Source organism: Pseudomonas sp. LTJR-52 (genome assembly GCF_003691465.1).
In the GTDB taxonomy this organism is placed as follows: Bacteria; Pseudomonadota; Gammaproteobacteria; order Pseudomonadales; family Pseudomonadaceae; genus Chryseomonas; species Chryseomonas luteola.
This window is the reverse complement of the sequence record NZ_CP033105.1, coordinates 125089-147946: the sequence shown is the minus strand read 5'-3', so window position 1 is coordinate 147946 and position 22858 is coordinate 125089. Positions and strand designations below refer to the sequence as shown.

Below are 22858 nucleotides of genomic sequence, written 5' to 3'. Positions count from 1 at the left end.
CCCGGTTTTGTAGCGTTTTGGCAGATAAACCTCACCGGGCAAGCTCAAGGCGCATACGCTGTAGCTGATCTTCCCGTCTATCAGGCATGACGCGACCGGGCAGGTCATGTTGCCACTTGAACCCGTGCGCTGCGTATACATGAATCGCCCGCCGATTGGATGTGTAGACATCCAGCTCAAGCGCGATAAAGCCGAATGCCCGGCTGCTTTCGATAAGTGTACCCAACAGGCGTGTGCCAAACCCCTGGTTACGAAAGGCTTTGTGAATCTGCATGCCCAGAAAACCCACTGAATCATCCCGGTCCTTCTGACCACAAATACTGGCCGGAAAGACTTCTCCCGAGCCGATAATCTGGCCCTCATGCTCGATGACCTGATTGGGCCAGCCATGCGCCAGAGCCTGCATCAGGCTTTTCAGAATACGCTCCCGGGCAGGCGGCAGCTGCCGGTGAGTGTACAGCCCCTCCGCGCAGACGCAGGCGAAGAGACTGTAAAAGCCATCAAGGTCGGCAAGCTCCGTCTGGCGTATCAGCATACGAGTCTTTTCAGACGCTGCCCTCGCGCTCCACCACCAGAATGCGCGCCTCGCCTTGAGGGTGTGCGACATGCTCGCAGCCGATTCCGGCAAAGAACACATCTCCTGTTTCCAGGCGTACGAATTTCTCCTCTCCGGCTTCGCGGTAATGCATGTCGACAACGCCGTCGAGAACAGCAAAGACCTCCTCGCCATCGTTGACATGCCATTTGTAGGGCTGATCCGTCCAGTGCAGACGGGTAGTGATTCCGCCCATGTTGGCAATGTCGAGCGCTCCCCAGGCTCGGCTGGCGGTAAAGTGCTTGCTGCGGATGATGTTCATGTAGACCTTGTATGCGGCTCAGGGGTGGAATTGGCCCAACGCGGCCATGAGTGACACGGCCAGCGCAGCGATAGCAGTGGCTCGAACGCAGTTGGCTTGCATCGTCTCGTCCAGACATTTCTGGCCATGAGGATAGCGACCCAAGGTCAGAACCTTGACGATGGGCCAGCCGATACAGAACAGAATGGCCACGAAAAGGGTGCCGAAAACGAACTCCAGAATGAAGTTGCCAATGACACTCAGAAGTCCATCCATGGTTCGCCTGCCTCCATAATCAGTGGTCCTAGACAAAGACCGTTGCCTTGAATGCGTCGAGCGTTTCCGCCTGTGCCGACAGCTCGCGCAGGTGTGGAAAGCTGTCGGCAATAACGGCGTTGGGCGTCATGTGCTGGGTAAAGCGCCACGCTACAGCCGTGGTGATGCCAGCCTGATTGATGTCGTCTGCGCTTGCCTTGAGCGGGCGGCTCGCCACTTCGGCTTCCAGCGTACCGTAGGCAGCCAGCAACTGCCCGGTTACGCGGTCAATCCAGGGTTCATGCACCTTGTCAGCCGGGCGCAGCTTGCGCTCGTAGACGATCTGGACGGTTTTCTCACAGGCGGTCAGGGCGAGCCCGATGATGCGCAGCGCATGCTGACGCTCGTCCAGATCGCGTGGCATGAGGGTGCGTCCCGACTCGGCCGCCAGCGCCTCCACGTAATCCAGGATCAATGTCGAGTCCATCAGCACCGTGCCGTCATCGCACACTAGTGACGGTGCCTTCACGACCGGGTTGATTGACCGGAACTCCTCGAAGGCGCTGAAGACCGAAAGGGGATTGTGCTCGAAGGGCTGGTCCAGCAGGTTCAGCGAGACGGCTACACGACGGACGTAGGGCGAGTCGAACATTCCGATCAGTTGCATGGTGGCTCCTGTGAGGTAGAGGCAAATCCCTTTCCTTATAACGGCTGCCGAGGCGGACTGCACGCGTTGTGCTCGTGCCTTGGATGTCGGATACAAGCCCCTGACGCATGGAGACCGCACTGTGCGCTAGGACAGGCGATCAGAACAGGCATGACCGTTCGTCGCCAGAACTTACTGGTCCACCGGAAGTGTATCCGCTCTAGCCTGCGGTTGCCTGCTGGCCAACGGCTGCCATTGATCTCCAATCCCTCTAAAAGCGCTGAAAATGATCCTCAGCCGCTTCAGTCCGCAGAGTGCCAAGCCGATAGCCTGGAAGTGAAAAGCCGGAATGCCTTCGATTCTGGCGTCTCGCGCAGTGTTGTTAACCCCTGAATAACGATAAACGTACGGGTTACTATCATGACCATCCTCCAACGTGTGATTGGTGGTTTTGTACTGCTGTTGGTACTGCTGCTCTCCATCGTGGGCATCAGCTACCAGAGCACGCATTCCATCAGTGACCGGCTTTCCATCATTACCGGGCAATCGGCGCCGCTCAGTCAGGCGGCCAGTGAGCTCAACGTGCATATCCTGCGCGCCAATCAGGCTGTACTGGCCGTTCTTATCAGCCGTGACGGCCAACAGATTGCCGAAGGCAAGAAGCCCTTCGATGAGAGCCTGGGACGTTTCAATGAGCTCCTGGGAACCACGGCGCGCTACATTGGTGATCGCCCTGAGCTCAAGGAAAACCTGGCCCAGCAGCGTGAGCTGAGCACGGCCTATGCCGAGCAGGCTGCCGCGCTGATGAAGCTGCACGGCCAGCAGGTTGCCTTGAGCATTCAGGCCCGTACGCTACAAGGCTTTGCGACTCAGGAAGGCACGCGGCTGGCCAACGTCCTGCGAGACTATATGGCCAAGCAGCGTGCTAATGGGTCCACTGACAGTGCAGCCGCTGCTGAAGCGCTGCTGCTGGAAGTCGGTAAGACCTATGACCATTTCGCCGGGCATGCCGCCGTTAGTGATATCGACAAGCTCAAGCGCGGCTTGACGCTTCAGGATGAAGTCATTCGTGATCGACTCAAGGCTTTTGTCGCACAGGATGCTCGTACTGGCCGGATCGTGACGGTGATGGTGAACCATCTGTTAAGGGATCTGACCGCTAACGATAGCCTTTTCTACATCTACCAGCAGGACGCAGCGCTGGCAGGGCAGGTTGCAGCCCAGCGTCAGGCTGTAGACGGCAATCTGCAAGCCGTGCTGGGCAAGATCGCTGAGTTTGGCAGTCAGGCCGTTGCCGTGGCCAACAGTGCCAAGGCCGGTGCCGATTCGACCATTTCCACCAGCCGCAGCCTGTTGCTGGTCGCTTGCGTCCTGGCTGTTCTGGCTGCCGTCCTGATCGGTGGTTGGGTATCCCATAGCATTCGGCGTCCGCTGGCAACCTTCCGCGAGGTGCTCAAGCAGGTCACGAGCGGTGACATGCGCGTGCGCTTCGATGTTTCCCGCAAGGATGAGTTTGGCGAGCTGGGCGGCTATCTGAACGAGCTGACCGCCTCCCTGCAGGACACGCTGCGTGAGCTGACCCGCTCGGCCGATAGTCTGGCGCAGACGGCGGACAGCAATGCCGAGATCAGCGAGCGCACCACACGTGCCGTGGATGAGCAGCGCGACCGCCTCAACTCTGCCGCTTCAGCCATGACCGAGATGGAAAGTACCGTGCATGAAGTCGCCAGACGGGCGAACGACACCCGTCAGGCAGTGGACGATACCCACGAGCTGACCAGCAAGGTACAGGAGCGCGTCGCCGAAACCATCAGCAGCATTCGCCTGCAGGCCAACCAGATCAACAAGGCCTCGCTGGAAACCGACGAGCTTCAGGGCTACGGAAAGCAGATCGATGGCATTGTGGACGCGATCCGCACCATTGCCGAGCAGACCAACCTGCTGGCTCTCAACGCGGCCATCGAGGCGGCGCGGGCCGGTGAGCAGGGCCGGGGTTTTGCCGTGGTGGCGGACGAGGTGCGCTCGCTGGCGAGTCGTACACAGACCTCCACCAGCGAGATTCAGAAGATGATCGAGCAGATGCAGGGCAAGATCCACTCGGTCGTGAAGGTCATGAATGAGAGCCAGACCCAGTCCAACGACTGTGTTCGCCTGGCCTCCGGCGCAGATGAGCTGCTGGGCTCCATGAGCAGCGCGGTGAACAGCATCCGTGACATGAACATCCAGATCGCGGCGGCCACTGAAGAGCAAAGCGCGACCGTGCAGGAAACCAGCCGCATGGTCACGTACATCAACGATGCGGCCCAGCTGGCCGCCGAGGGTGCCGAGCGTACCGCACAAAGCAGCCAGGACCTGTCCGAGATGGCTCAGGTGCAGCGTCGGCTACTTCATCATTTCAGCGTGTGAGGCGAACATGAAACATTGGATGACCTCTCTACTCGGTGCCGGCCTGCTCCTGAGCAGTCTGGCCCAGGCCGCCACGCCCCTGATCGGCGTGGGTGTCGCCAAGAACAACGACAACTTCCAGGTCCTGCTGCGCAATAACGTACAGCGCCACGCCAGCAGCCTGGAGGCCGATGTCTTTATGGAAGATGCACAGGACAACGGCACCTTGCAGATGCGCCAGATTCGCAACCTGATCGCCTCCAAGGTGGATGCCATCATCGTGACTGCGGTAGACATGAAGACCGCACCGGAAATGACCCGGCTCGCCAACGAGGCGAAGATCCCGCTGGTTTTCATCAACCGTAATCCCGAACCAGCCGCCTGGGCACCGCAGACTGCGTTCGTCGGTTCGAATGAGATCGAGTCAGGCACCTTGCAAATGGAAGAGCTGGCGCGCCGGGCCAACTACAAGGGCAACGTCGTTATTCTGGTTGGCGATCCAGGCAACAAGGCTTCGAAAATTCGTACCGAAGACGTAGAAAACGTTGTGGCCAAATATCCGAACATGAAGATCGTACAGAAGACCATTGCCCACTGGCAGCGTAGCGAGGCGGCGAGCACTGTCATGGACTGGCTCAAGCAAGGCGTGAGCTTTGACATCATCGCCGCAAATAACGATGAGATGGCTATCGGCGCTGTGATGGGGCTGGAGAAGGCAGGCAAGAATCCCAAGGACTACCTGATAGGCGGTATCGACGGCACACCGGATGCACTCAAGATGATGGATCAGGGCAAGCTGACTGTCAGCGTACTTCAGGATGCGGCAGGGCAGGCCAACGGTGCCGTAGAGGTTGCGTTGCACATGATCCGGGGTGAGCGGGTCGAGCCTGTGAACTGGGTGCCTTTCAAGCTGATCACACCGGAAAACCGCAGTCAGTTCCAGTAACACAGACGAAAAAAGACCGGGCCAGGCCCGGTCTTTTGATATCAGTACCCTGCTGCCGCGCCGTTACTACGGGGATCAAACGCGCCCTCGAATACACCGCTCGGATGGCGTACGGCCGCACCGGCATGGCCCATGGTCTCGCTGAAGGGGGGCAGGCTTTCCACGTCATGACCGCGCGCGCGCAGCGCTTCGAACACGTCTGCCGTAAAGCGGGACTCGAACTTGAGCGTATCGGTGCTTTCGCCCCAGGTCCGGCCTAGTAGCCAGCGAGGCGCAGTGACTGCCTGCTGGAGCGGCTGATTGAAGACGGCGTAGCGGCTGAAAACTGCTGCCTGGGTTTGCGGCTGACCATCGCCACCCATGGTGCCGTACACCAGGGTTCGTCCATCCTGGAGCCGTGCCGCGGCAGGGTTGAGGGTGTGAAAGGGTTTCTTGCCAGGCATGAGGGCCAGCAGATGATTGGGGTCCAGACTGAACGATGCCCCCCGGTTCTGCCAGTTGAGGCCACTGGCTGGCAAGACTACGCCGCTACCGAACTCATGGTAGATGCTTTGGATAAACGAAACGGCCAGCCCGCTCCCATCGATCACCCCCATCCAGATGGTATCGCCCGGCCCTTTGCCTTCGCCCCAGGGCGCCGCTTTTTCCGGGTCGATGGCCCTGGCCAGTTCTTCAAGATAATCCGGGGTGAGGCACGCCTGTGGGTCGATGGTCATGTGCTCGGGATCGGTAATGTGCTCATCGCGTACCCGGAAGGCCAGCTTGGTCGCCTCGACCAGCGTATGAATATGCTCGGCGCTGTCGGCCGTGCAGTTGTCCAGCCCGGCGTGGTCGGCAATACCAAGAATGAGCTGGGAAACCAGGCCCTGGGATGGAGGTGTCAAGTTGTAGACCATCCCGGCGCTGTGCTGAAGCGCCAGTGGCTTTACCCGGCGGGCGCGATAGGCGGCCAGATCATTGAGCGAAACAGGAGAGCCCAGCGCCTCCAGGTCATGGGCGATACTGGCTGCCAGAGCGCCCCGGTAGAAGGTATCCAGTCCCTCTTCCGCCAGCTGATGCAGGGTGGCGGCCAGTCGTGGTTGTCTGAATAGGCTTCCGGCCACGGGTGCCTCGCCATTTTCCAGAAAGGTTTCGGCAAAGCCGGGAACGGATTCCAGCTCGTGCCGCTTGCTGGAGGTGGCAAGATGCTGGGACAGCGTGACCGGAATACCTTCTGCAGCGTAATGGATGGCATCAGCCAGAAGGCGTGGTAATGGCATCTTACCGCCCAGCTCCCCGGAAACCGCCAACGCCTCCTGCCAGCCACCAACTGTGCCCGCAACGGTAAGCGCGGCTTTCGGGCCGCGTGTTGGAATACGATCCATACCCGCGTAATGCTCGAGGGTGGCGTGGCTGCCTGCCGGGCCGCTGGCATCAATGGCAACCGGATCACCTTCAGGCGGAACGATCAGCCAGAAGCCATCCCCACCCAGGCTATTCATATGGGGATAGACAACGGCAATGCTGGCCGCCGCGGCGACCATGGCCTCGATGGCATTGCCACCTTCACGCAGCACGGCCAGGGCCGATTGAGCAGCAAGACTGTGAGGAGCGACGGCAATTCCGCGGGCAGCAACAGTGGTATTAAGCATTCTTCTTTTCCTTGACGAACAAAGGGTCCCGTCGGGAGAGCAGAGAAGGAGACCCCGATTATCTGGAGCCTCCCGGCCACTTCAGTTAAGCGCCGCTGGAGTTCTTGGCGAGCCATTGACGGCGCATGCGTTTGAGCACGAACAGGGCCAGGGCCGCTGTAATCAGGTCAAAGCTGATGGCCACGGCGAACACCGGCATCCAGCTGTCTGTGGACTGGTGGAGCAGGGCGGCCATCGGACCGCCAAAGATGGAGCCGATCCCTTGAGCCATGTACAGGAAACCGTAATTGGTCGTGGCGTTGCGGGTGCCAAAGGTGTCGGTCAGGGTAGAGGGAAACAGGGAGAAGATTTCGCCCCAGCCCAGAAAGACTACACCGGACAGCAATACGAACAGCACAGGGTTATCGCTGGTCAGCAGCCACAGGGTCATGGCAATGCCTTCTGCGAAAAAGGCGAAAGCCATGGTGTTCTCACGGCCATATCGGTCCGAGATCCAGCCAAACAGCGGGCGGGTCAGGCCATTGCAGACACGGTCAATGGTCATTGCGAGCGGCAGTGCAGCCATGCCAAAGACCATGACACCGGTCATGCCAAAATCCTTGGCAAAGCTGGCCATCTGCGACGTTACCATGAGGCCCGAGGTCGACATCATCGCGAACATGGCAAACATGAGCCAGAACAGCGGCGTCTTGAGCATAGCCTTGGGTGCAACGTCCGGTGCGGTGCTAGAGGAAGGGCTGGTGTCGGCAATCCGCTCTGCCAACTCGGCTGGCGGTTGGCGCAGGAACTGTGCGGCGAGCAGGCCGACAATCCCCAGGATCAGACCAAAGGTGACCAGGGTATTTTCCATGCCAGCCGCTGCGAGGCTATTGCTGATGGGAAAGGTCGTGATCATCGCACCCATGCCGTAACCTGCGGCAACCGCACCGGCTGCCAGCCCCCGGTGATCAGGAAACCAGCGAACCATCAAGCCAACGATGCCCACATACACGATGCCGGTTCCCAAGCCCCCCATCAGGCCGTAGGTCAGGTAGATCATGGCGAGTGAATTGGCCTGACTTGCCAGAATCCAGGACAGCCCTGTGAGCGCACAACCAAAGGCGATCAGTTTGCGTAAGCCGAAACGGTCAATCAGAAAACCTTGTACGGGCGAGAAAAACGTTTGCAGGACGATCAGAATGGAAAAGGTAATCTGGATCTGAGCCAGTGAGACACCCAGCTTTTGGGTCAATGGCGCCGTAAACAAGGTCCAGACATATTGCGGGCTTGAAATGGCCATCATGCAGACAACGCCTGCGGCCAGTTGAAACCAGCGAGTGCCCAGAGCGCTGCCTGGCGCGCGACTATCTACCAATATCTTCGTATTCATGAAAGTTTCCGAGGGCTATATAACGATATGAATACGAGAGCAATGGATATGCCAGCTTTATATATTCCTTATGTTTTAAGGCGTTGGCGTTAAAATATAAGGATATGTTCATCCATAAGTATAATTTGCTGCTCTAACTTGGTGCGCTTGGCACTTTTTTGAAGCTATTTAATATCTTTGTGAAATAAAAAAAGCCCGCTTTAAGGGCGAGCTTTTTTGTTCGAAATCAATGGGATGCAGACTTTATAAGTGTGTAAGGTAAATTTGCTCTGCTTCAGGGTAAGTTAAGCATTAGTTTGAATTATATATTCAAATAAGTATCTAATGCATACATATTAAATATCACAGGTTAGAACTTAACCCGATTATGCTTTTCGGGATAGCGCTAAAAAGCCAATGTATAGCGTGAAACGGACATCTTACGGCTTGATGTTTTCCAGACGCATATAACCGCCCTGCCAATGGCGTTTTGCCCCGACGTTAAACGGGCGAGCACAAGCCATTGGCTGGGCGGGGCATAAACATCATAGGTATTGGGTCTGGCCTGAGTGGTCGGCCAATGCCACTACCTGCCCGAATGACAAGGGCACTGGCAGAAACGTCTGCGTGGGCCTTGCTATTAGTTACCGATGCGCAATCGGCTACACGTATAACAATCCAAAAGAAAATCCCCTGTGAAGGCAGAGCGGACTCTTGAGTAAAGGGGTTGTCTAGCCGCTTGGCTGAACAAAGTACGGGCTTTTTCCACGCTTTATTCAGAGCGCTCGTATGGGCAGCAAGACGAAGAGTCGCGCCAAGGCGACAAAATAACGGGCGGCTGTATCAAGCTGGCTTCTGCTCAGCCGATAGCATCGTTATCGCAAAAACCATAGGGCGGTTTTTGCTCACCAACCGCTACCGGAGAACACCAATGAATGCCCCCCAAGACTTCAACGCTGACGCCCAGGCGGCGGAGTTCAATTCACTCTGGTCAGCGATTGATCGCTCCCAAGCCGTCATTGAGTTCAACCTTGACGGCACCATCCTGCGCGCCAACCAGAATTTCCTCGACGCCTTGGGGTATCGGCTTGAGGAGATTGCCGGGCAGCATCACCGGATCTTCTGCGATGCCGAGTACGCCAGCAGCATGTCCTATCGCCAGTTCTGGGAAAAGCTTGGCCGCGGCGAGTTCGATGCAGGGCAGTACAAGCGCCTGGGCAAGGGCGGCCGGGAGGTTTGGATTCAGGCGACCTACAACCCGATTTTCAATGCCGATGGCAAACCGTACAAGGTGGTCAAGTTCGCGTCCGATGTGACCGAGGCTGTATTACGCAGCACCGACCACCAGGGCAAGGTCAATGCTATCGAACGCGCCCAGGCGGTTATCGAGTTCGACCTGACCGGCCATGTGTTGCGGGCCAACGATAATTTCCTGTCTGTGCTGGGCTATAGCCTGGAAGAAATCAAGGGCAAGCATCACCGCATGTTCTGTGACGAAGAACATGCCAACTCCACTGCGTACCATCTGCTTTGGGAAAAGCTTGGCCGTGGTAAGTTCGACACAGGTGTCTACAAGCGCATCAGCAAGGAAGGGCGTGAAATCTGGATTCAAGCGACCTATAACCCGATCCTGGACGCCGAGGGCAAGCCTTACAAGATCGTGAAGTTCGCTACTGATATCACGGCTTTGCAAATCAAGAGTGCCGAGTATGAAGGCAAGATTGCGGCCATTGATCGTAGCCAGGCGGTCATCGAGTTCGATCTGCTGGGCAACATTCTTCATGCCAACCAGAACTTCCTGTCGACCCTGGGCTATCGCCTGGAAGAGATCGTCGGCAAGCACCACCGCATGTTCTGTGAGGAGCATTACGTCACTTCAACCGCGTATCGGGACTTCTGGCAGCGTCTGGGGCAGGGGCAGTTCTTCAGCGACCGTTACATGCGCCTGGGCAAGTTCGGGCAGAAGATCTGGATTCAGGCGACCTATAACCCGATCTTCAATGCCGACGGCCAGCCATACAAGGTCATCAAGTTTGCGACAGACATTACCCAGCAGGTCGAAATGGAGCAGTTGGTCAAGGCCAAGACGCAAGCTATGAGCAGCTCCGTGCAAAACCTGACGCAATCGATCAACCACATTGCCCAGAGCACTGGTGAGGCAAACGGGCTGGCGCGCATGACGCAGGAAGAGGCCGCCCAAGGCGCCGAGACGCTCAAGCGCTCCGTTGAAGCCATGGCCGTTATTGCCAAGTCTGCTGAGGACATCCAGGACATCATTCAGGTTATCAGCGACATCGCCAGCCAGACGAACATGCTGGCCTTCAACGCAGCCATCGAGGCGGCGCGGGCGGGCGAACATGGCCTGGGCTTTTCGGTCGTGGCGGACGAGGTGCGCAAGCTGGCCGAGAAATCGTCCCAGGCGACCAAGGAGATCAACAAGCTGATTCAGGAGTCCTCCAAGCGCATCACGGTGGGTAATGAAATCTCCCGAAGCGTAGGCGAAGCCTTCGAGCGTATCGCCAAGGGTGTAGTGCGTACCACGCGCTCCATCGATGCCATCAACGCCTCGACGGGAGACCAGCTGACGACGGCAGGTGAAGTGAACGAGCTGATTCGTGACCTCAATAACGTCACGTCCGGTGTTGGACAGCGTGGATGACCGCCATCATGACTGGCAGCGCATATGGGGTAGTCCGTGTCGGTGGCATCGAGATCGCCATTCCGGCATCGGCCCTGCAACAAGTGGTGCGCTGGCCTGACCAGGTACAGCCACGTCCGCCGGTAGCGCCTTACATGTGCGGTGTGTTCAGCCTGCGGGGCCGCGCGGTCCCGCTGGTGGACCTACACGTGCTGCTCGGGCTCACACCGGCTGGCGAGGACGGAATGCCCAGCGAAGTGGCACTCCTGCATTATCAGGAAGGACGTTTCGGGATTGGGATTGACGCCGTGGCGGATGTCATCCACATCGATGAAAGGCAACTCAGCGAACTGGGCACCCACAAGCGTGGACAGGGTTTGTTGCCGCGCCTTTTCATGGGCGGCAGCCAGGGCGAGCGCATCATCTACCTGCTTGATATCGAGGCGCTGGCATCGCTGCCGGAGTTGTTCATGGCCTTCGATCATGCACAGGAGTTGCGTGAGCGCGGCCGTACGGCTCGCTTCAAGCTCAAGCATTACATACTGCTGGGCTGTGATGGCCGCCGGTTCTGCCTGGAGGCTACGGCAGTCAGTGAGCTGGTCGAACATCCCCGGATCGATACGACGTTCTTTCAGAGCGAGTATTGCCTGGGTGTCACGGAGCTGCGGGGCACCCCGATTCCAGTGCTCAATCTTTCCCGTATCCTAGGGCTTGAAGAGGTCCCCGGCGAGACCAAAAAACAGCTGCTGGTCATGACAGCCAACGGCCATGCTTTTGGTTTTGCCTTTACCGAACTTCTGGCCATGATGCGGCGCAACCCGGACGATCTTGTGCCTATGCCGCGTTTCGGCCTGCAGCACCCCGCCATGTTTTCCGGGGTCATGAGCGGCGAAGATGGCCATGATGCATTGCTGCTCAACCATACGGCGCTGCTGCGTCGCAAAGATATCCAGGCGTTTTCCAAGATCTTTGAAAACGCCAAGGGCCGCAGCAGCGAGGCCTCAAGTATTATGCCCAAGGCGCGATCCCGGCAGGCTTGTCTGGTATACGAGGCCGGTATCCAGTTTGCATCGCCGCTGCATCAGGTGGATGAGATTCTTCATATCCCCACACAATTCATGCGTCTCAAGCAAGCTCAGGGACATCTGATTGGGATGATCAACGTCCGCGGGCAACAGGTCTCGCTGATCTGCCTGAGCAGCCTGATCAATTCGTCGCCGCGCGAGGCAACCGAAAGCTCGCGTATTCTTTTGGTGACTGGCGAGGCAATGACCTTTGGCTTTGCGGTCTGCCAGATCGATGCAATCGAGACGTTCAACGATTTCGATCCCGGCATGCTCGAAAAGGGTTGGCAAACCCCGACGGGTGATTCCCTCTCCGTTGGGCAGCGGGCGCGAACGCTGGTAAGCATTGGCTCCGGCCTCAATCGCTGGCGCGCTACATTGCTGGACCTGAAAGCCGTGGCACGCGAACTGGAGGCAGAATTAGCCAGCCAGGAAATGCTGCCGGCATAGGACTGGTGCCTGAGGACGAGGTGATCGACAATGCGGCGATTACCTTGTCCGGGAGTCGCCCATGTCCATCCGCTGGATCGCCACACCGCAAACCGATCTCACCGTTCAGACCCTATACGCCATTCTTGCGCTACGTACCGAGGTCTTCGTGGTAGAGCAGAAGTGTCCCTATCAAGAGGTGGACGGCCAGGACCTGACCGGCAATACCTATCACCTCATGGGCTGGGAAGGCGATACGCTGGTGGCTTATCTGCGAGTGCTGGATCCGGTACTGCATGACGGGCAGGTGGTGATTGGTCGCGTCGTAACCGCGCCCGCCGCACGGGGTCGCGGGCTGGGGCATGAGCTGATGAAGCAGGGCCTGATCTTTTGCAAGGCGCACTGGGCCGGTCTTCCCATCTATTTATCTGCCCAGGCGCACCTGCAGGATTACTACGGCCGCTATGGCTTCGAGCCGGTTACAGACATCTACCTTGAAGATGACATCCCGCATATCGGGATGCGTCGTACGGCAACCTCCTGAGATGCTCACCGGCCTGAATCATCTCACCCTGGCCGTGAGCGACTTGGACCGCAGCGTTACCTTTTACCAGGCGCTGCTGGGTGGTCGGCTGGTTGCCCGATGGGCGCAAGGTGCCTATCTGGAGCTGGGATCGCTATGGTTGTGCCTTTCTCTGGGCGCTATCGTGAAAGGACCGCGAACAGACTATACGCACTATGCGTTTTCTATCTCTCAGCCTGACTTTGGGCCTTTCATGGATCGGCTCAAGACGCACGACGTTGACGTCTGGAAAGACAACCGCAGCGAGGGTGACTCGTTCTATTTTCTCGATCCGGATGGGCACAAGCTGGAGCTACATGTCGGCACCTTGGCAACACGCCTGGCGCAGTGCCGTGTCGAACCCTATGCGGGAATGCAATTCTTCGAGTAAGGCTCTATTGCTGCGCGGAGAGTATGAGATCCAAGCTCCCGGCAGGAGCGGTCCGGAAAGGGGGGCTTATTTGGCCGGAGGCTGTGCCTTATCTAATGCAATGAGTTGCTGTTTCCCGTCCGCAATGATTTTATTGAGTTCGGGCGCTATGTTCATCGTGCTGGCCTGGATAGCCTGCATGCTGTTTTGCATGGCAATGGGCATCTTGGTCACCACTGAGCGCCCTTCCTCAGACTGGTAGAACTTCAGCATGGCATCGATTTCGCGCTGGTTGAATGACTTCTTATAGATGTCCGTCATCACAGGCTTCATGTTCTTCCATGACAGCGCCTTCTAGATAACGGCCAGGCTCTTGCGCTGCATATTGTCGACGATCTTCTGCTGTTCGGCAGTCAGCGTCTTGCCCTGCAGGCCCTGCTCAAGAGCGGCCTTGAAATAACTGTCCATCTGGTTCATCGATGAGTCGATCAACTGTGAGGTGTTGGCCACCTTCAGCAGCTCACGGACAGAGCTGTCGCTTGGCGCCGAGTTTGCCGCAAACGCATGTGCAGCTGAAAGCAGGGCAAGGGCAGTGAGGGTCTTTTCATTTCAATTCCTTCTGTACGAGTGACCTCCTTATAGGACAGCAAGCGCGCGTCTCAACACGTCGGGCGCGTAACCATAACGTGCTTAAAATGATTTAAAAATCGAATCCGATCTGAACCCGATTCGGTTCGGTCTTTTTGCGGGGCTTTCGAGGGGAGGCAGTCACATTGCTTTGGGCCTTGGGCGCCTTGAAGACAAGCGTGGTGAAGCGGATTGTTCGCATCGGGTCATCGGGCAGGCGGAGCGTTACCTCGCTACCGTGCTCAGGCTGCTTTTCCGGCGCCTCTTGATAAGCGGGATGAGCCTGGTTTTGTGCACGGACATCGTTGATCGTTCGGGCCAGCCGTTGACCTCTATGAAAAACCAGCAGGATAAGCCGGGCTTCCCGGCTCAACGGATGGGCCAGCAGGTAGTCAAGTTGCTCCCGATACGCCTCGGCATTCTTCCAAAACAGGCAGTCGGCCAGACAGGCGATCCGCTTCCCATGACGCAGGCCAAGTGCGCTATAGCCGACAGGCACAAAGGGCTCGATTGTTTCCGGGCGCTCGAACTGGCCGTTCAGTGCAATACCCAGGTAGTTCCTTAACGGTGCTTCATTCCATGTGGCGAACAGTGATGGGCTGTAAGTCAGCAGCGTAATGGCGCTTTGCAAGGTTTCCACAATCTGCTCATGCTGATCACGGCTCAGTGCTGGCTCCGGCAGGTCGGGCCCATGGCCCATGGGCGGAAGCTCAGGAAACAGCTGCCCCCGTAAGGCAGACGTAAGCCGTGCCAGTGGGCCGTCGGAGCGCTTGTGTAATGGAATACCCAAGGTTTGCGCCAGGGCCTGATGGGAGAGTAGCCGCATGCGGCGGGCATTGATGACCGTCTCCACGGTAGCCGAGAGGCTGTCGTTATAGGCCGCTACCTCCTGTCGAATCCAGGCGAGCGCTTTTTCGATCTCGTTGACTTCACGGTCGATCAGCGCGCGTGCGGCCTGCTCCGCGCCGCGCTTGATCTCGAAAGTTAGAATCAGGGATTGCCCGCTGATCCGTACGGCACCTGACGTACCCGTCCAGGGACCGGCCTGTGCGCCAAACCACTCAGCGTCGCCATCGAAGGGTATATCGATATCGAGTCGATGGCTGGCCGCATTGCCCTCGAAATCCGCATGGTCATCGGTTTCAGCCTGCCACTCATGGCGGCGCAGCGCTGGCGGCTCGATCCGATAGGCCGCGATGAAGTAATCGATCAGTGCATTTGGTGCCGTGTTGAGCAGGCGGTGTTCATCCAGCGCGGCCAATGCCTCGTCGAGGCGGCTCCGCTGGTTATCGAGTCGCTCCCTGGGGTCGAAAGTGGAAAACAGCTCGTCCTGCAACACGTGTGCACTCATTCGCCTGTCCCGGTGACTACTACCCGTCAACATCGTCTTTTATTGGAGCCGGAGAAGGCAAGGGAATATCCCGGACCGACCGTCAATAAAAGGGGCCATATAGGCCCCTTGCGAGCCTTTCGTATCAGGCCTTCTTGAACTCCTCTTCAATGGCTTCCAGCGTCTTGTTCCGGGTCTCGGGCAGGTAGCGGACCACGAACGCAATGGCCAGCAGGCCGAACGCGAAGAACATAAAGAACGTCGTGGAGATACTGAACCACGCCACCAACTGCAGGAAGAAAAAGCCTACCAGGAATGTGGTCAGCCATAGCACGCCGCCGGTAAAGCCCAGCGCCAGGCCCCGGATACGCATGGGAAAGATCTCGGACAGCATCAACCAGGTCACCGGTGAGATGGCCCCTTGCTGGAAGGCCAGAAAGCTGACCGTAAGGCCCAAGATAATAAACGCGCGCTCCGTACCTGGCGCCATGTTCATCGAGACCAGACCGATCAGCAGCAGGCACGTGGTGGTGCCGATCAGGCCGGTGATCAGCATCGGCCGACGGCCGACCCGGCCCAGTAGCCAGATGCCCAGAAAGGTAGCCAGTACGGAGATTACGCCATTGGCGATGTTGGCTGTGAGCGCCGCCTGCGTATCAAAGCCGGACTCCTTCAGGATCTGGGTGCCGTAATACATGATCGAGTTGACGCCGGTGATCTGCTGCACGACGGCGATCCCTATACCAATCAAAAAGATCTTGCGAATCCAGGGCGTTTTCAGGTCTTCCCAGCTACCCTCTTTGGCCTTGGAGTCCTCCTGCGCGGCTTGACGTACTTCCTTGGCCTCCTTGTGGGCCTGATGCTCGGCGCGAACTTCTTTAAGCGTACGCAGCATCTCGCCGAAGCGGCCTTTGGACGCGAGCCAACGGGGACTCTCCGGCATGACCAGCATGCCCAGCCAGAGCACCACAGCTGGAAGCGTGGCAATGACCAGCATCCAGCGCCAGATATGGCTGCCCTCGAAGAAGTGGGCAATCGCAGCGTTGCAGGTAAAGGCCAGTAACTGGCCCGACACGATCATCAATTCATTGCGCGTCACCATCTGCCCGCGCTTGTGCGCAGGCGACATCTCCGCCAGGTAGACCGGAACGGTGACAGAGGCACCACCAACGGCAAGCCCCAGGATGAAGCGGGCCAGCACCATGAACTCGACGTTGGGCGCGAGGGTGCTGCCCAGTGTGCCAAGGATGAAAATGATCGACAGCAAGAGAATGATCTTGCGTCGGCCACGGGCGTCGGAGAGACGGCCGCTGATAGCAGCACCGATGGCACCGCCAAAGACTAGGGAAGACGCCACCAGACTCTCAGAAAAAGGCGTAAGGCCAAAGTCTTCCTTGATGAAGGGAAGCGCGCCATTGATGACGCCGGTGTCATACCCAAACAGCAAGCCGCCAAAGGTTGAGATCGTGGTGATGATCTGCATCTTGCGCTTGTGGTTCGTGGGTGCGTCTGTTGCAGAAGGCGCTGCACTTGCAGGCGAGGCGAGGGGGGATGAGTCTTTTATCATAGGATTCTCTTTACACGTTAAGCCGTGACGCTCATCCAATCCTTGGTTAATCACGAGGCAGTCCAAGGTGCCTTGATACTGAGTGGGCTCGGTAAGAACACATGCTGAGACAGAGAAACTGACTGCCCATGTGACATCGCTAATGCCTTACTGAGCTCACGTTATCGAGCGTATGGGGCTCATAGGGATAGACTGGCGTGCTTGGAGAGTGGTTTCAAAAAAAGCCACTGAGGAATATCTGCATCACAGAATCCTGGGTGAAAGGCTGACGAAGCCCCGGGATGATGGACGTCAGTGATGGCTGCCAGAACACGGCCTGAGGAAGTCAACAGCCGGTAGGGTAAACATCGTCGAAAAGAGGCGATTACTTAATACCGAGTCGGTATCGGACTAGGCAGGTTAGCCAGGCGGCAAAACCGACTGGCTGGCTTGACTCAGTTAAGGCTGACCATTTCCGCCGGAGGCGCCAAAGACTTGTCCTGTGACATAGCTGGCCTCGGTAGAAGCCAACTGCACGTAAAGTGGTGCGATTTCTACAGGCTGGCCGGGACGCTTGAGCGGGGTGTCGCCCCCAAAGCTCTTGAGCTTTTCCATCGTCTGGCCACCGCAGACTTGCAAGGGTGTCCAGAACGGGCCGGGCGCTACGGCATTGACGCGGATACCCTTGTCGGCCAGTTGTTTGGCCAACCCCTTGCTGAAGTTGGCAATGCCGGCCTTGGTCAACGCGTAATCGACCAGATTGGCCGAAGGATCGTAGGCATTGACCGATGATGTATTGATGATCGAAGCGCCTTCCGGCAGATGCGGAATGGCAGCCTTGGTGATCCAGAACATGGCGTACAGGTTGGTCTTGAGCGTCCAGTCGAACTGCTCATTGCTCAGGTCAAGAATCGAATCGTGGCTCTGCTGGCGCGCAGCATTGTTGACCAGGATATCCAATCCACCCAGCTCCTTTACGGCGCGGTCCACCAGCTCGCGGCAGAATGCTTCGTCGCGAATGTCACCGGGAATGGCTACCGCCTTGCGGCCGGCCTGCTGGATCAGCTGAACCACTTCCTTTGCGTCAGGTTCCTCATCCGGCAGGTAGTTGATGGCTACATCCGCGCCTTCGCGGGCAAAGGCGATGGCTGCGGCACGGCCGATACCCGAGTCGCCCCCGGTAATCAGGGCCTTGCGTCCGGCGAGGCGGTTATTGCCTTTGTAGCTTTCTTCACCATGATCAGGCCGAGGCGTCATCTTGCTGGCCAGCCCTGGCCAGGGTTGGGTTTGCTCCTGAAACGGAGGGCGGGGATGGCCGCTCTTGGGATCGCTCAACGGGGCTGGGTCGGCTGCAACCTTGCTATTGGCCGTCTGAGCAAAGGCGGGGGCCGCTGCGGCGGCGGCAATCGTGACAGCCGCACCCTGCATGAGTTTACGGCGAGACGTGGAGAGGTCGTTCGGATTCATGGCTGGCTCCTGAGAATGGGAATAAGCGGTGATCGAAACGGCAAGGCAGCAGTGCCCGTCGGGGCATCTGCCGGGTAAGCACCTGATGCGATGCTTGAATCGTTGTGATCGGGATAGACGTACAGACCGTGCGCATCGTTCCCCAACCAAGGCAATAATGGGCGAATGGTCTGTTCAGGCAAGAGCGTTGAGCTAGAGCGGCTAGACCGGGCCTTTACAGGTAGGGCCCGTTCATGCGCGAGGGTTGAACAATGGACAGGCAAACCTGCCTCGCGCCTGAGAGGCGCAAGCCAGGGTGCAGGGAGGCTTACAGCGTTGGGTCTACTTCACGTACCAGCACATAATGGCGACCGGTTTCGTCTTCACAGTAGTCGTACACATAGAACATCTCGACCACTCCGGCTCCTGGCATGGCAGCCACGAGGTCACCCGGCTCAGGTGTAAAAAAACCTGCCGTGCCCGGCTCGGCTTCGCTCTCGATGCGAGCCGTGGAAAACAATTCGGGGTCCATGTCGCCAAAAAAATCGTCGCGTGTTTCCTGGTCCCAGTCCTCGGGCACCTTGAATTCACCCGTAAACAGGATCTTGGCGTCACCCAGATCGTCGGCATCAACTTCCGGATTTTCGTCCGGGCGGTAGACCGTGCAGTCCAGAACGTTGCTGTCGCTCAGGATGGTTTCCCGTGCGGCAAGACGCTTTTTCGAGCCAAACGAATCTGCCGTATAAGATACGGAATCCGGGCCGTTGGTTATGCGATCGTTGGGACTCATAGCACTCTCCATGGTCATGGTTCTGCCTTCATAGCAGATAAGGCGAAAATTTCCGTGTCTTCCAGTCATTTTGGCGCTTTTTCGTGCCGCAGAACCATCTTTTTTATGTAAGCGTCTGTCTTATGACTGCATATTGATGGGGTTTACGCCTGAGGGCTCTTCAATGACCGTTCAGGCACCGGAGCGGCGAGGGGCAATAAGGGTTGGGATACAAACGCGAACCGGCGCAGTCCAAGTTACAAATTCACTGTTCAGGGTCCGATATGACAGCGCCAGACACAGAAGAGCAGGTAAACGCGCCTGATCCAGAATACGTTCAATGGTTAGTCAACCAGTCGATGCTCTACAAGGCTCGTCAACGTGCCAAGGCGTATGGCGGTCAGGCGCGGCTCTGGATGCATCCCTATGCTGAAACGCGTCCGCGTCGGGCTACGGCCATTGCCTCCGTCTGGTTCACGGCCTACCCCAGCTCAGTGATCACCGGATCAGGCGATTCCGTCATCAAGACACTGGGAAGCGCTCCGCTATGGAATGCCTTGTCTTCCATTGGCGTGCAGGCGATCCATACGGGGCCGACCAAGCTGTCCGGCGGGCTCAAGGGACGGGAGATTACGCCTACCATCGACGGCAACTTCGACCGGATCAGCCTCGACATCGACCCGCTCTACGGAACGGAAGAAGAATTCATCGCCCTGAGCCGAATGGCCTCTGCCCACAACGCGGTAGTCGTGGACGACATCATCCCGGCTCACACTGGCAAGGGCGCCGATTTTCGGCTCGCTGAATTGGGCTATGAAGATTATCCGGGCCTTTACCATATGGTGGAGATCAAGCCGGAAGACTGGGAGCTACTGCCTGAGGTGCCGGAAGGCCGCGATGCAGTCAACCTGTCGCCCGACGTCGTCGATGCCCTGAAAGAAAAGTGCTATATCGTCGGCCAGCTCCAGCGCGTCATCTTTTTCGAACCGGGTGTGAAAGAGACTGACTGGAGTGCCACACCGGTCGTTACCGGTGTGGATGGCAAGAACCGGCGCTGGGTATACCTGCACTACTTCAAGGAAGGTCAACCTTCCCTGAACTGGCTCGACCCCAGTTTCGCTGCACAGCAACTGATCATTGGCGATGCGCTGCATTCGCTGGATGTGCTTGGCGCACGCGGGCTGCGTCTGGATGCCAACGGCTTCCTGGGTGTTGAACGGCGCGCCAACGACAAAGCCTGGTCTGAAGGGCATCCCTTGTCCATCGTCGGCAACCAACTGATTGGGGGCATGGTCCGCAAAGCTGGCGGCTTCAGCTTTCAGGAGCTCAACCTGACCGTGGACGATATTGCGGCCATGGGCCAGGGCGGGGCAGATCTCTCCTACGACTTCATCACCCGTCCGGCCTACCACCACGCCGTGCTGACGGGCGACACCGAATTCCTGCGCCTGATGCTGCGTACCATGCATCAATTCAACATCGACCCGGCGTCACTTATCCATGCCCTACAAAACCACGATGAGCTGACCCTGGAGCTGGTGCACTTCTGGACCCTGCATGCCGACACCAATTTCGTCTACCAGGGCCAGACCTGGCGCGGCAGCATCTTGCGCGAGCATATTCGTGAGGTCATGTATGAGCGTCTTAGCGGTGAGCATGCGCCCTACAACCTGCGGTTTGTCACCAACGGCGTAGCCTGCACCACGGCGAGCGTTATTGCCGCAGCCCTAGGCATCCGCGAACTGGACAGCATGACCGACGAGGACAAGGAACGGATCAAGCGGGTCCATCTGCTCCTTGCCATGTATAACGCCTTGCAACCTGGCGTATTCGCCCTGTCCGGGTGGGATCTGGTAGGGGCGTTGCCCTTGCCGTTCGGTCTGGTGGAAGACCGCATGCGCGATGGCGATACACGATGGATTCAGCGCGGTGCCTATGATCTGGCAGATGCCAATAACGAGGCGACCCATTCCGGTGAAGGTCTGCCCAAGGCCGTCAACCTTTATGGCAGCCTGACCGAGCAGCTGGCCGACCCGGACTCCTTTGCCAACAAGCTCAAGCGCATCCTCTCGGTACGCCAGGCCTATGGCATTGCGTCCAGCCACCAGATTGCGGTGCCGGATGTCGCCTCGCCGGGGCTTCTGGTCATGGTGCACGAGCTGCCCGCCGGGCGTGGCACCCAGATTACCGCGCTCAACTTTGGCGCCACCTCGATCCAGGAAACCATCACTCTGACCAACGTTACGCCGGGGCCGGTCGTGGATATGATCAACGAGACGGTTGAAGGTGATCTCACCGACAACGGTGAGCTGACGATCAATCTGGAAGGGTATGAGGGGCTGAGCCTGCGGATCGTAGGTGCCCTGCCCAACACGCCGTTCGACGTGTAAAGGCTGAAAAGGGCTGCGAGGCAAAATGTATTTGCTCGCAGCCCTTTATAGATTCAATCGTCCCGGGTGAGGACTTCCAGCAGCTCGATCTCGAAGATCAGGTTCGAGTTCGGTTTGATATGCGTGCCAATCTGGCGCTCACCATAGGCCAGGTGCGCCGGCACGAACAGCCTGCGTTTGCCGCCCACCTTCATCCCCATTAACCCGATATCCCAGCCCTTGATGACTCGGCCCGTGCCGATGACGCACTGGAACGGCCGACCCTTTTCGTATGAAGAGTCGAATACGGTGCCATCTTCCAGAGTGCCTCGGTACTGGGTCGTGATCAGGGCACCTTTGACAGCTTCCTTGCCTTCGCCCAGCTGGATATCTTCAATTGTCAGTTCGTCGCTCATGGGGTGTTCTCTGTGTTCGTTGGATTCTGCGGCTTTTCAGGCGTAACCGCAGGTTTGGGCGCTGCGTCCGGCAGGGGAGCGCCTTTTGGCCAAAGCATCCAGATTCGGCCGTCCTGCTTCATATGGCCAGCCAGCTCGCCGGCATCATCACCTGTGCCCCAGAAAAGATCGGCACGGACCTCTCCCGTAATGGCGCCACCGGTATCCTGTGCGGCTACCGGGCGAATCACAGGGCTGCCATCCGGGCGGGTAGTGGATAGCCAGAGCAGGCTGCCCAGCGGAATCACCTTGCGATCAATGGCTACGCTGTAGCCGGGCGTCAATGGAACGTTCAACGAGCCGCGGGGTGCTTCGTTGCTGTCCGGGCGTTGGCTGAAAAACACATAGCTCGGGTTACTGCCCAAGAGTTCCGGCACACGATCCGGGTTGGCCGTGGCCCACTCGCGAATCTTGCTCATGCTGACCTCTTCCTTTTGCAGCAGCCCCTGTTCCACCAGCCAGCGGCCGATAGGCTTGTAGGGATATCCGTTCTGATTTGCGTACCCGATACGCAACTGGCGACCATCTTCTAGTTCAACACGGCCAGAGCCCTGGATCTGTAAGAATTGCAGGTCCATCGGATCACGCAGCCATGCCAGTACAGGGGCATCTACACCCTGCTGCATGATGGTGGCGGCGTCGTCATAGGGTTTGAGCGTCTGGCCTTCGAGTCGGCCTCGCAGGCGTTTCCCCTTGAGTTCAGGGTAAATGCTGGCCAGATCGACGGTAATCAGGTCGGTAGGTGTGCCATAGACTGGCACAGGATGGGCTTCATCCTGCATAAGGCTGCCGTGATAGACCGGCTCGTAATAGCCCGTAATAAGGCCATGGTCGCCTTTCAAGGAGCGCAGGCTGTAGACCTGTAGCTGGCTTTTGAGAAAGTCCCGTACGGCGCGTGGATCATACGGGACCTGCGCGGCTGCCTGACATGGTCCACTCCAAGCCTCGTTGTTCTTGAGCTTCTCGCAGCCTGCCTGCCAAGCCTTGAAGCCTGCCATAAGGTCGGCGTCACTGGTGACAGGAAGATCCTCCCAGCGGACAGGAGTGTAGGTGGCAACTTCCGGCGGTTTGGGCGGCGGCTTTTGCTTGAACTTGGAGCCGTCGTCACAACCGGCCAGCAAGGCTAATAGAGATACGGCGGCACAGGCCATGAGCCGCCAGGGGTAACGATAGGCAAGCACGTCAACTGTTCTTGTCGATAAGTGA

The 22858-nt window shown here is 58.0% G+C and carries 21 protein-coding genes and 1 pseudogene; 8 read left to right on the top strand and 14 right to left on the bottom strand.

The window, feature by feature from the left end:
* Positions 1 to 31: 31 nt before the first annotated feature.
* The 4 genes from EAW52_RS00665 to EAW52_RS00650 are packed head-to-tail and all read right to left on the bottom strand — an operon-like array spanning position 32 to position 1758.
* On the bottom strand, positions 32 to 535 hold the full coding sequence (locus EAW52_RS00665) for a GNAT family N-acetyltransferase (RefSeq protein WP_162997560.1): 504 nt from the start codon (positions 533 to 535) through the stop codon (positions 32 to 34).
* Between the two features lie 10 nt (positions 536 to 545).
* Positions 546 to 857 carry a cupin gene (locus EAW52_RS00660; RefSeq protein WP_122041052.1) on the bottom strand — a complete coding sequence of 104 codons (312 nt, stop codon included), beginning with the start codon at positions 855 to 857 and terminating at the stop codon, positions 546 to 548.
* 18 nt (positions 858 to 875) lie between these two features.
* Positions 876 to 1112 (bottom strand): hypothetical protein, encoded by a 237-nt coding sequence (locus EAW52_RS00655; RefSeq protein ID WP_122041051.1) that lies wholly within the window; start codon positions 1110 to 1112, stop codon positions 876 to 878.
* Positions 1113 to 1140: 28 nt separating this feature from the next.
* Entirely contained in the window at positions 1141 to 1758 is a 618-nt protein-coding gene (locus tag EAW52_RS00650; RefSeq protein WP_122041050.1) for a glutathione S-transferase, read from the bottom strand.
* A gap of 399 nt (positions 1759 to 2157) precedes the next feature.
* Between EAW52_RS00650 and EAW52_RS00645 the strand changes: the two genes are divergently transcribed.
* On the top strand, positions 2158 to 4143 hold the full coding sequence (locus EAW52_RS00645; RefSeq protein ID WP_122041049.1) for a methyl-accepting chemotaxis protein: 1986 nt from the start codon (positions 2158 to 2160) through the stop codon (positions 4141 to 4143).
* A 7-nt stretch (positions 4144 to 4150) separates the two neighbouring features.
* The gene (locus EAW52_RS00640) at positions 4151 to 5068 is read left to right on the top strand and encodes a substrate-binding domain-containing protein (RefSeq protein WP_122041048.1); all 918 of its coding nucleotides are present in this window, start codon (positions 4151 to 4153) and stop codon (positions 5066 to 5068) included.
* Between the two features lie 41 nt (positions 5069 to 5109).
* On the opposite strand, the gene EAW52_RS00635 is transcribed toward EAW52_RS00640, so the two are convergent.
* Positions 5110 to 6699, bottom strand: coding sequence for a gamma-glutamyltransferase family protein (locus EAW52_RS00635; protein WP_122041047.1), 1590 nt, complete (start codon positions 6697 to 6699; stop codon positions 5110 to 5112).
* 85 nt (positions 6700 to 6784) lie between these two features.
* Entirely contained in the window at positions 6785 to 8068 is a 1284-nt protein-coding gene (gene oxlT / locus EAW52_RS00630) for an oxalate/formate MFS antiporter (protein WP_122041046.1), read from the bottom strand.
* Positions 8069 to 8978: 910 nt separating this feature from the next.
* Here oxlT and EAW52_RS00625 point away from each other — a divergent pair.
* From EAW52_RS00625 to fos, 5 genes and pseudogenes are all read left to right on the top strand, one after another.
* Positions 8979 to 10106: pseudogene (locus EAW52_RS00625) on the top strand (PAS domain-containing protein); the annotation flags it as partial.
* A 3-nt stretch (positions 10107 to 10109) separates the two neighbouring features.
* The gene (locus EAW52_RS26685; protein WP_372238894.1) at positions 10110 to 10706 is read left to right on the top strand and encodes a methyl-accepting chemotaxis protein; all 597 of its coding nucleotides are present in this window, start codon (positions 10110 to 10112) and stop codon (positions 10704 to 10706) included.
* An 8-nt stretch (positions 10707 to 10714) separates the two neighbouring features.
* On the top strand, positions 10715 to 12199 hold the full coding sequence (locus EAW52_RS00620) for a chemotaxis protein CheW (RefSeq protein WP_162997559.1): 1485 nt from the start codon (positions 10715 to 10717) through the stop codon (positions 12197 to 12199).
* A 61-nt stretch (positions 12200 to 12260) separates the two neighbouring features.
* The gene (locus EAW52_RS00615; protein WP_122041043.1) at positions 12261 to 12722 is read left to right on the top strand and encodes a GNAT family N-acetyltransferase; all 462 of its coding nucleotides are present in this window, start codon (positions 12261 to 12263) and stop codon (positions 12720 to 12722) included.
* Between the two features lies 1 nt (position 12723).
* Positions 12724 to 13131, top strand: coding sequence for a fosfomycin resistance glutathione transferase (fos, locus tag EAW52_RS00610; RefSeq protein ID WP_122041042.1), 408 nt, complete (start codon positions 12724 to 12726; stop codon positions 13129 to 13131).
* Positions 13132 to 13197: 66 nt separating this feature from the next.
* On the opposite strand, the gene EAW52_RS00605 is transcribed toward fos, so the two are convergent.
* From EAW52_RS00605 to EAW52_RS00585, 6 genes are all read right to left on the bottom strand, one after another.
* Positions 13198 to 13443, bottom strand: coding sequence for a DUF2059 domain-containing protein (locus tag EAW52_RS00605; protein ID WP_122041041.1), 246 nt, complete (start codon positions 13441 to 13443; stop codon positions 13198 to 13200).
* Positions 13444 to 13464: 21 nt separating this feature from the next.
* A complete protein-coding gene (locus EAW52_RS25810) occupies positions 13465 to 13620 on the bottom strand; it encodes a hypothetical protein (RefSeq protein ID WP_162997557.1) in 156 nt (51 codons plus the stop codon).
* Between the two features lie 190 nt (positions 13621 to 13810).
* Positions 13811 to 15088: a hypothetical protein gene (locus EAW52_RS00600; protein WP_162997556.1), complete on the bottom strand. Its 1278-nt coding sequence runs from the start codon at positions 15086 to 15088 to the stop codon at positions 13811 to 13813.
* Positions 15089 to 15212: 124 nt separating this feature from the next.
* The gene (locus EAW52_RS00595) at positions 15213 to 16634 is read right to left on the bottom strand and encodes a sugar porter family MFS transporter (protein ID WP_122041039.1); all 1422 of its coding nucleotides are present in this window, start codon (positions 16632 to 16634) and stop codon (positions 15213 to 15215) included.
* Between the two features lie 438 nt (positions 16635 to 17072).
* Positions 17073 to 18080, bottom strand: a complete 1008-nt coding sequence (locus EAW52_RS00590; protein WP_074821426.1) for an SDR family oxidoreductase — start codon at positions 18078 to 18080, stop codon at positions 17073 to 17075.
* A gap of 307 nt (positions 18081 to 18387) precedes the next feature.
* Positions 18388 to 18849, bottom strand: a complete 462-nt coding sequence (locus EAW52_RS00585) for a hypothetical protein (protein ID WP_010796621.1) — start codon at positions 18847 to 18849, stop codon at positions 18388 to 18390.
* Between the two features lie 263 nt (positions 18850 to 19112).
* Between EAW52_RS00585 and treS the strand changes: the two genes are divergently transcribed.
* Entirely contained in the window at positions 19113 to 21218 is a 2106-nt protein-coding gene (gene treS, locus EAW52_RS00580) for a maltose alpha-D-glucosyltransferase (RefSeq protein ID WP_122041038.1), read from the top strand.
* Between the two features lie 53 nt (positions 21219 to 21271).
* Here the strand turns inward: treS and EAW52_RS00575 are convergent, their stop codons facing one another.
* Both EAW52_RS00575 and EAW52_RS00570 read right to left on the bottom strand, forming a co-directional pair.
* Positions 21272 to 21613, bottom strand: coding sequence for an FKBP-type peptidyl-prolyl cis-trans isomerase (locus tag EAW52_RS00575; protein ID WP_122041037.1), 342 nt, complete (start codon positions 21611 to 21613; stop codon positions 21272 to 21274).
* Positions 21610 to 22803 (bottom strand): murein transglycosylase A, encoded by a 1194-nt coding sequence (locus EAW52_RS00570; protein ID WP_122044676.1) that lies wholly within the window; start codon positions 22801 to 22803, stop codon positions 21610 to 21612. Before EAW52_RS00570 ends, EAW52_RS00575 begins: the two co-directional genes overlap by 4 nt.
* Between the last annotated feature and the right edge of the window lie 55 nt (positions 22804 to 22858).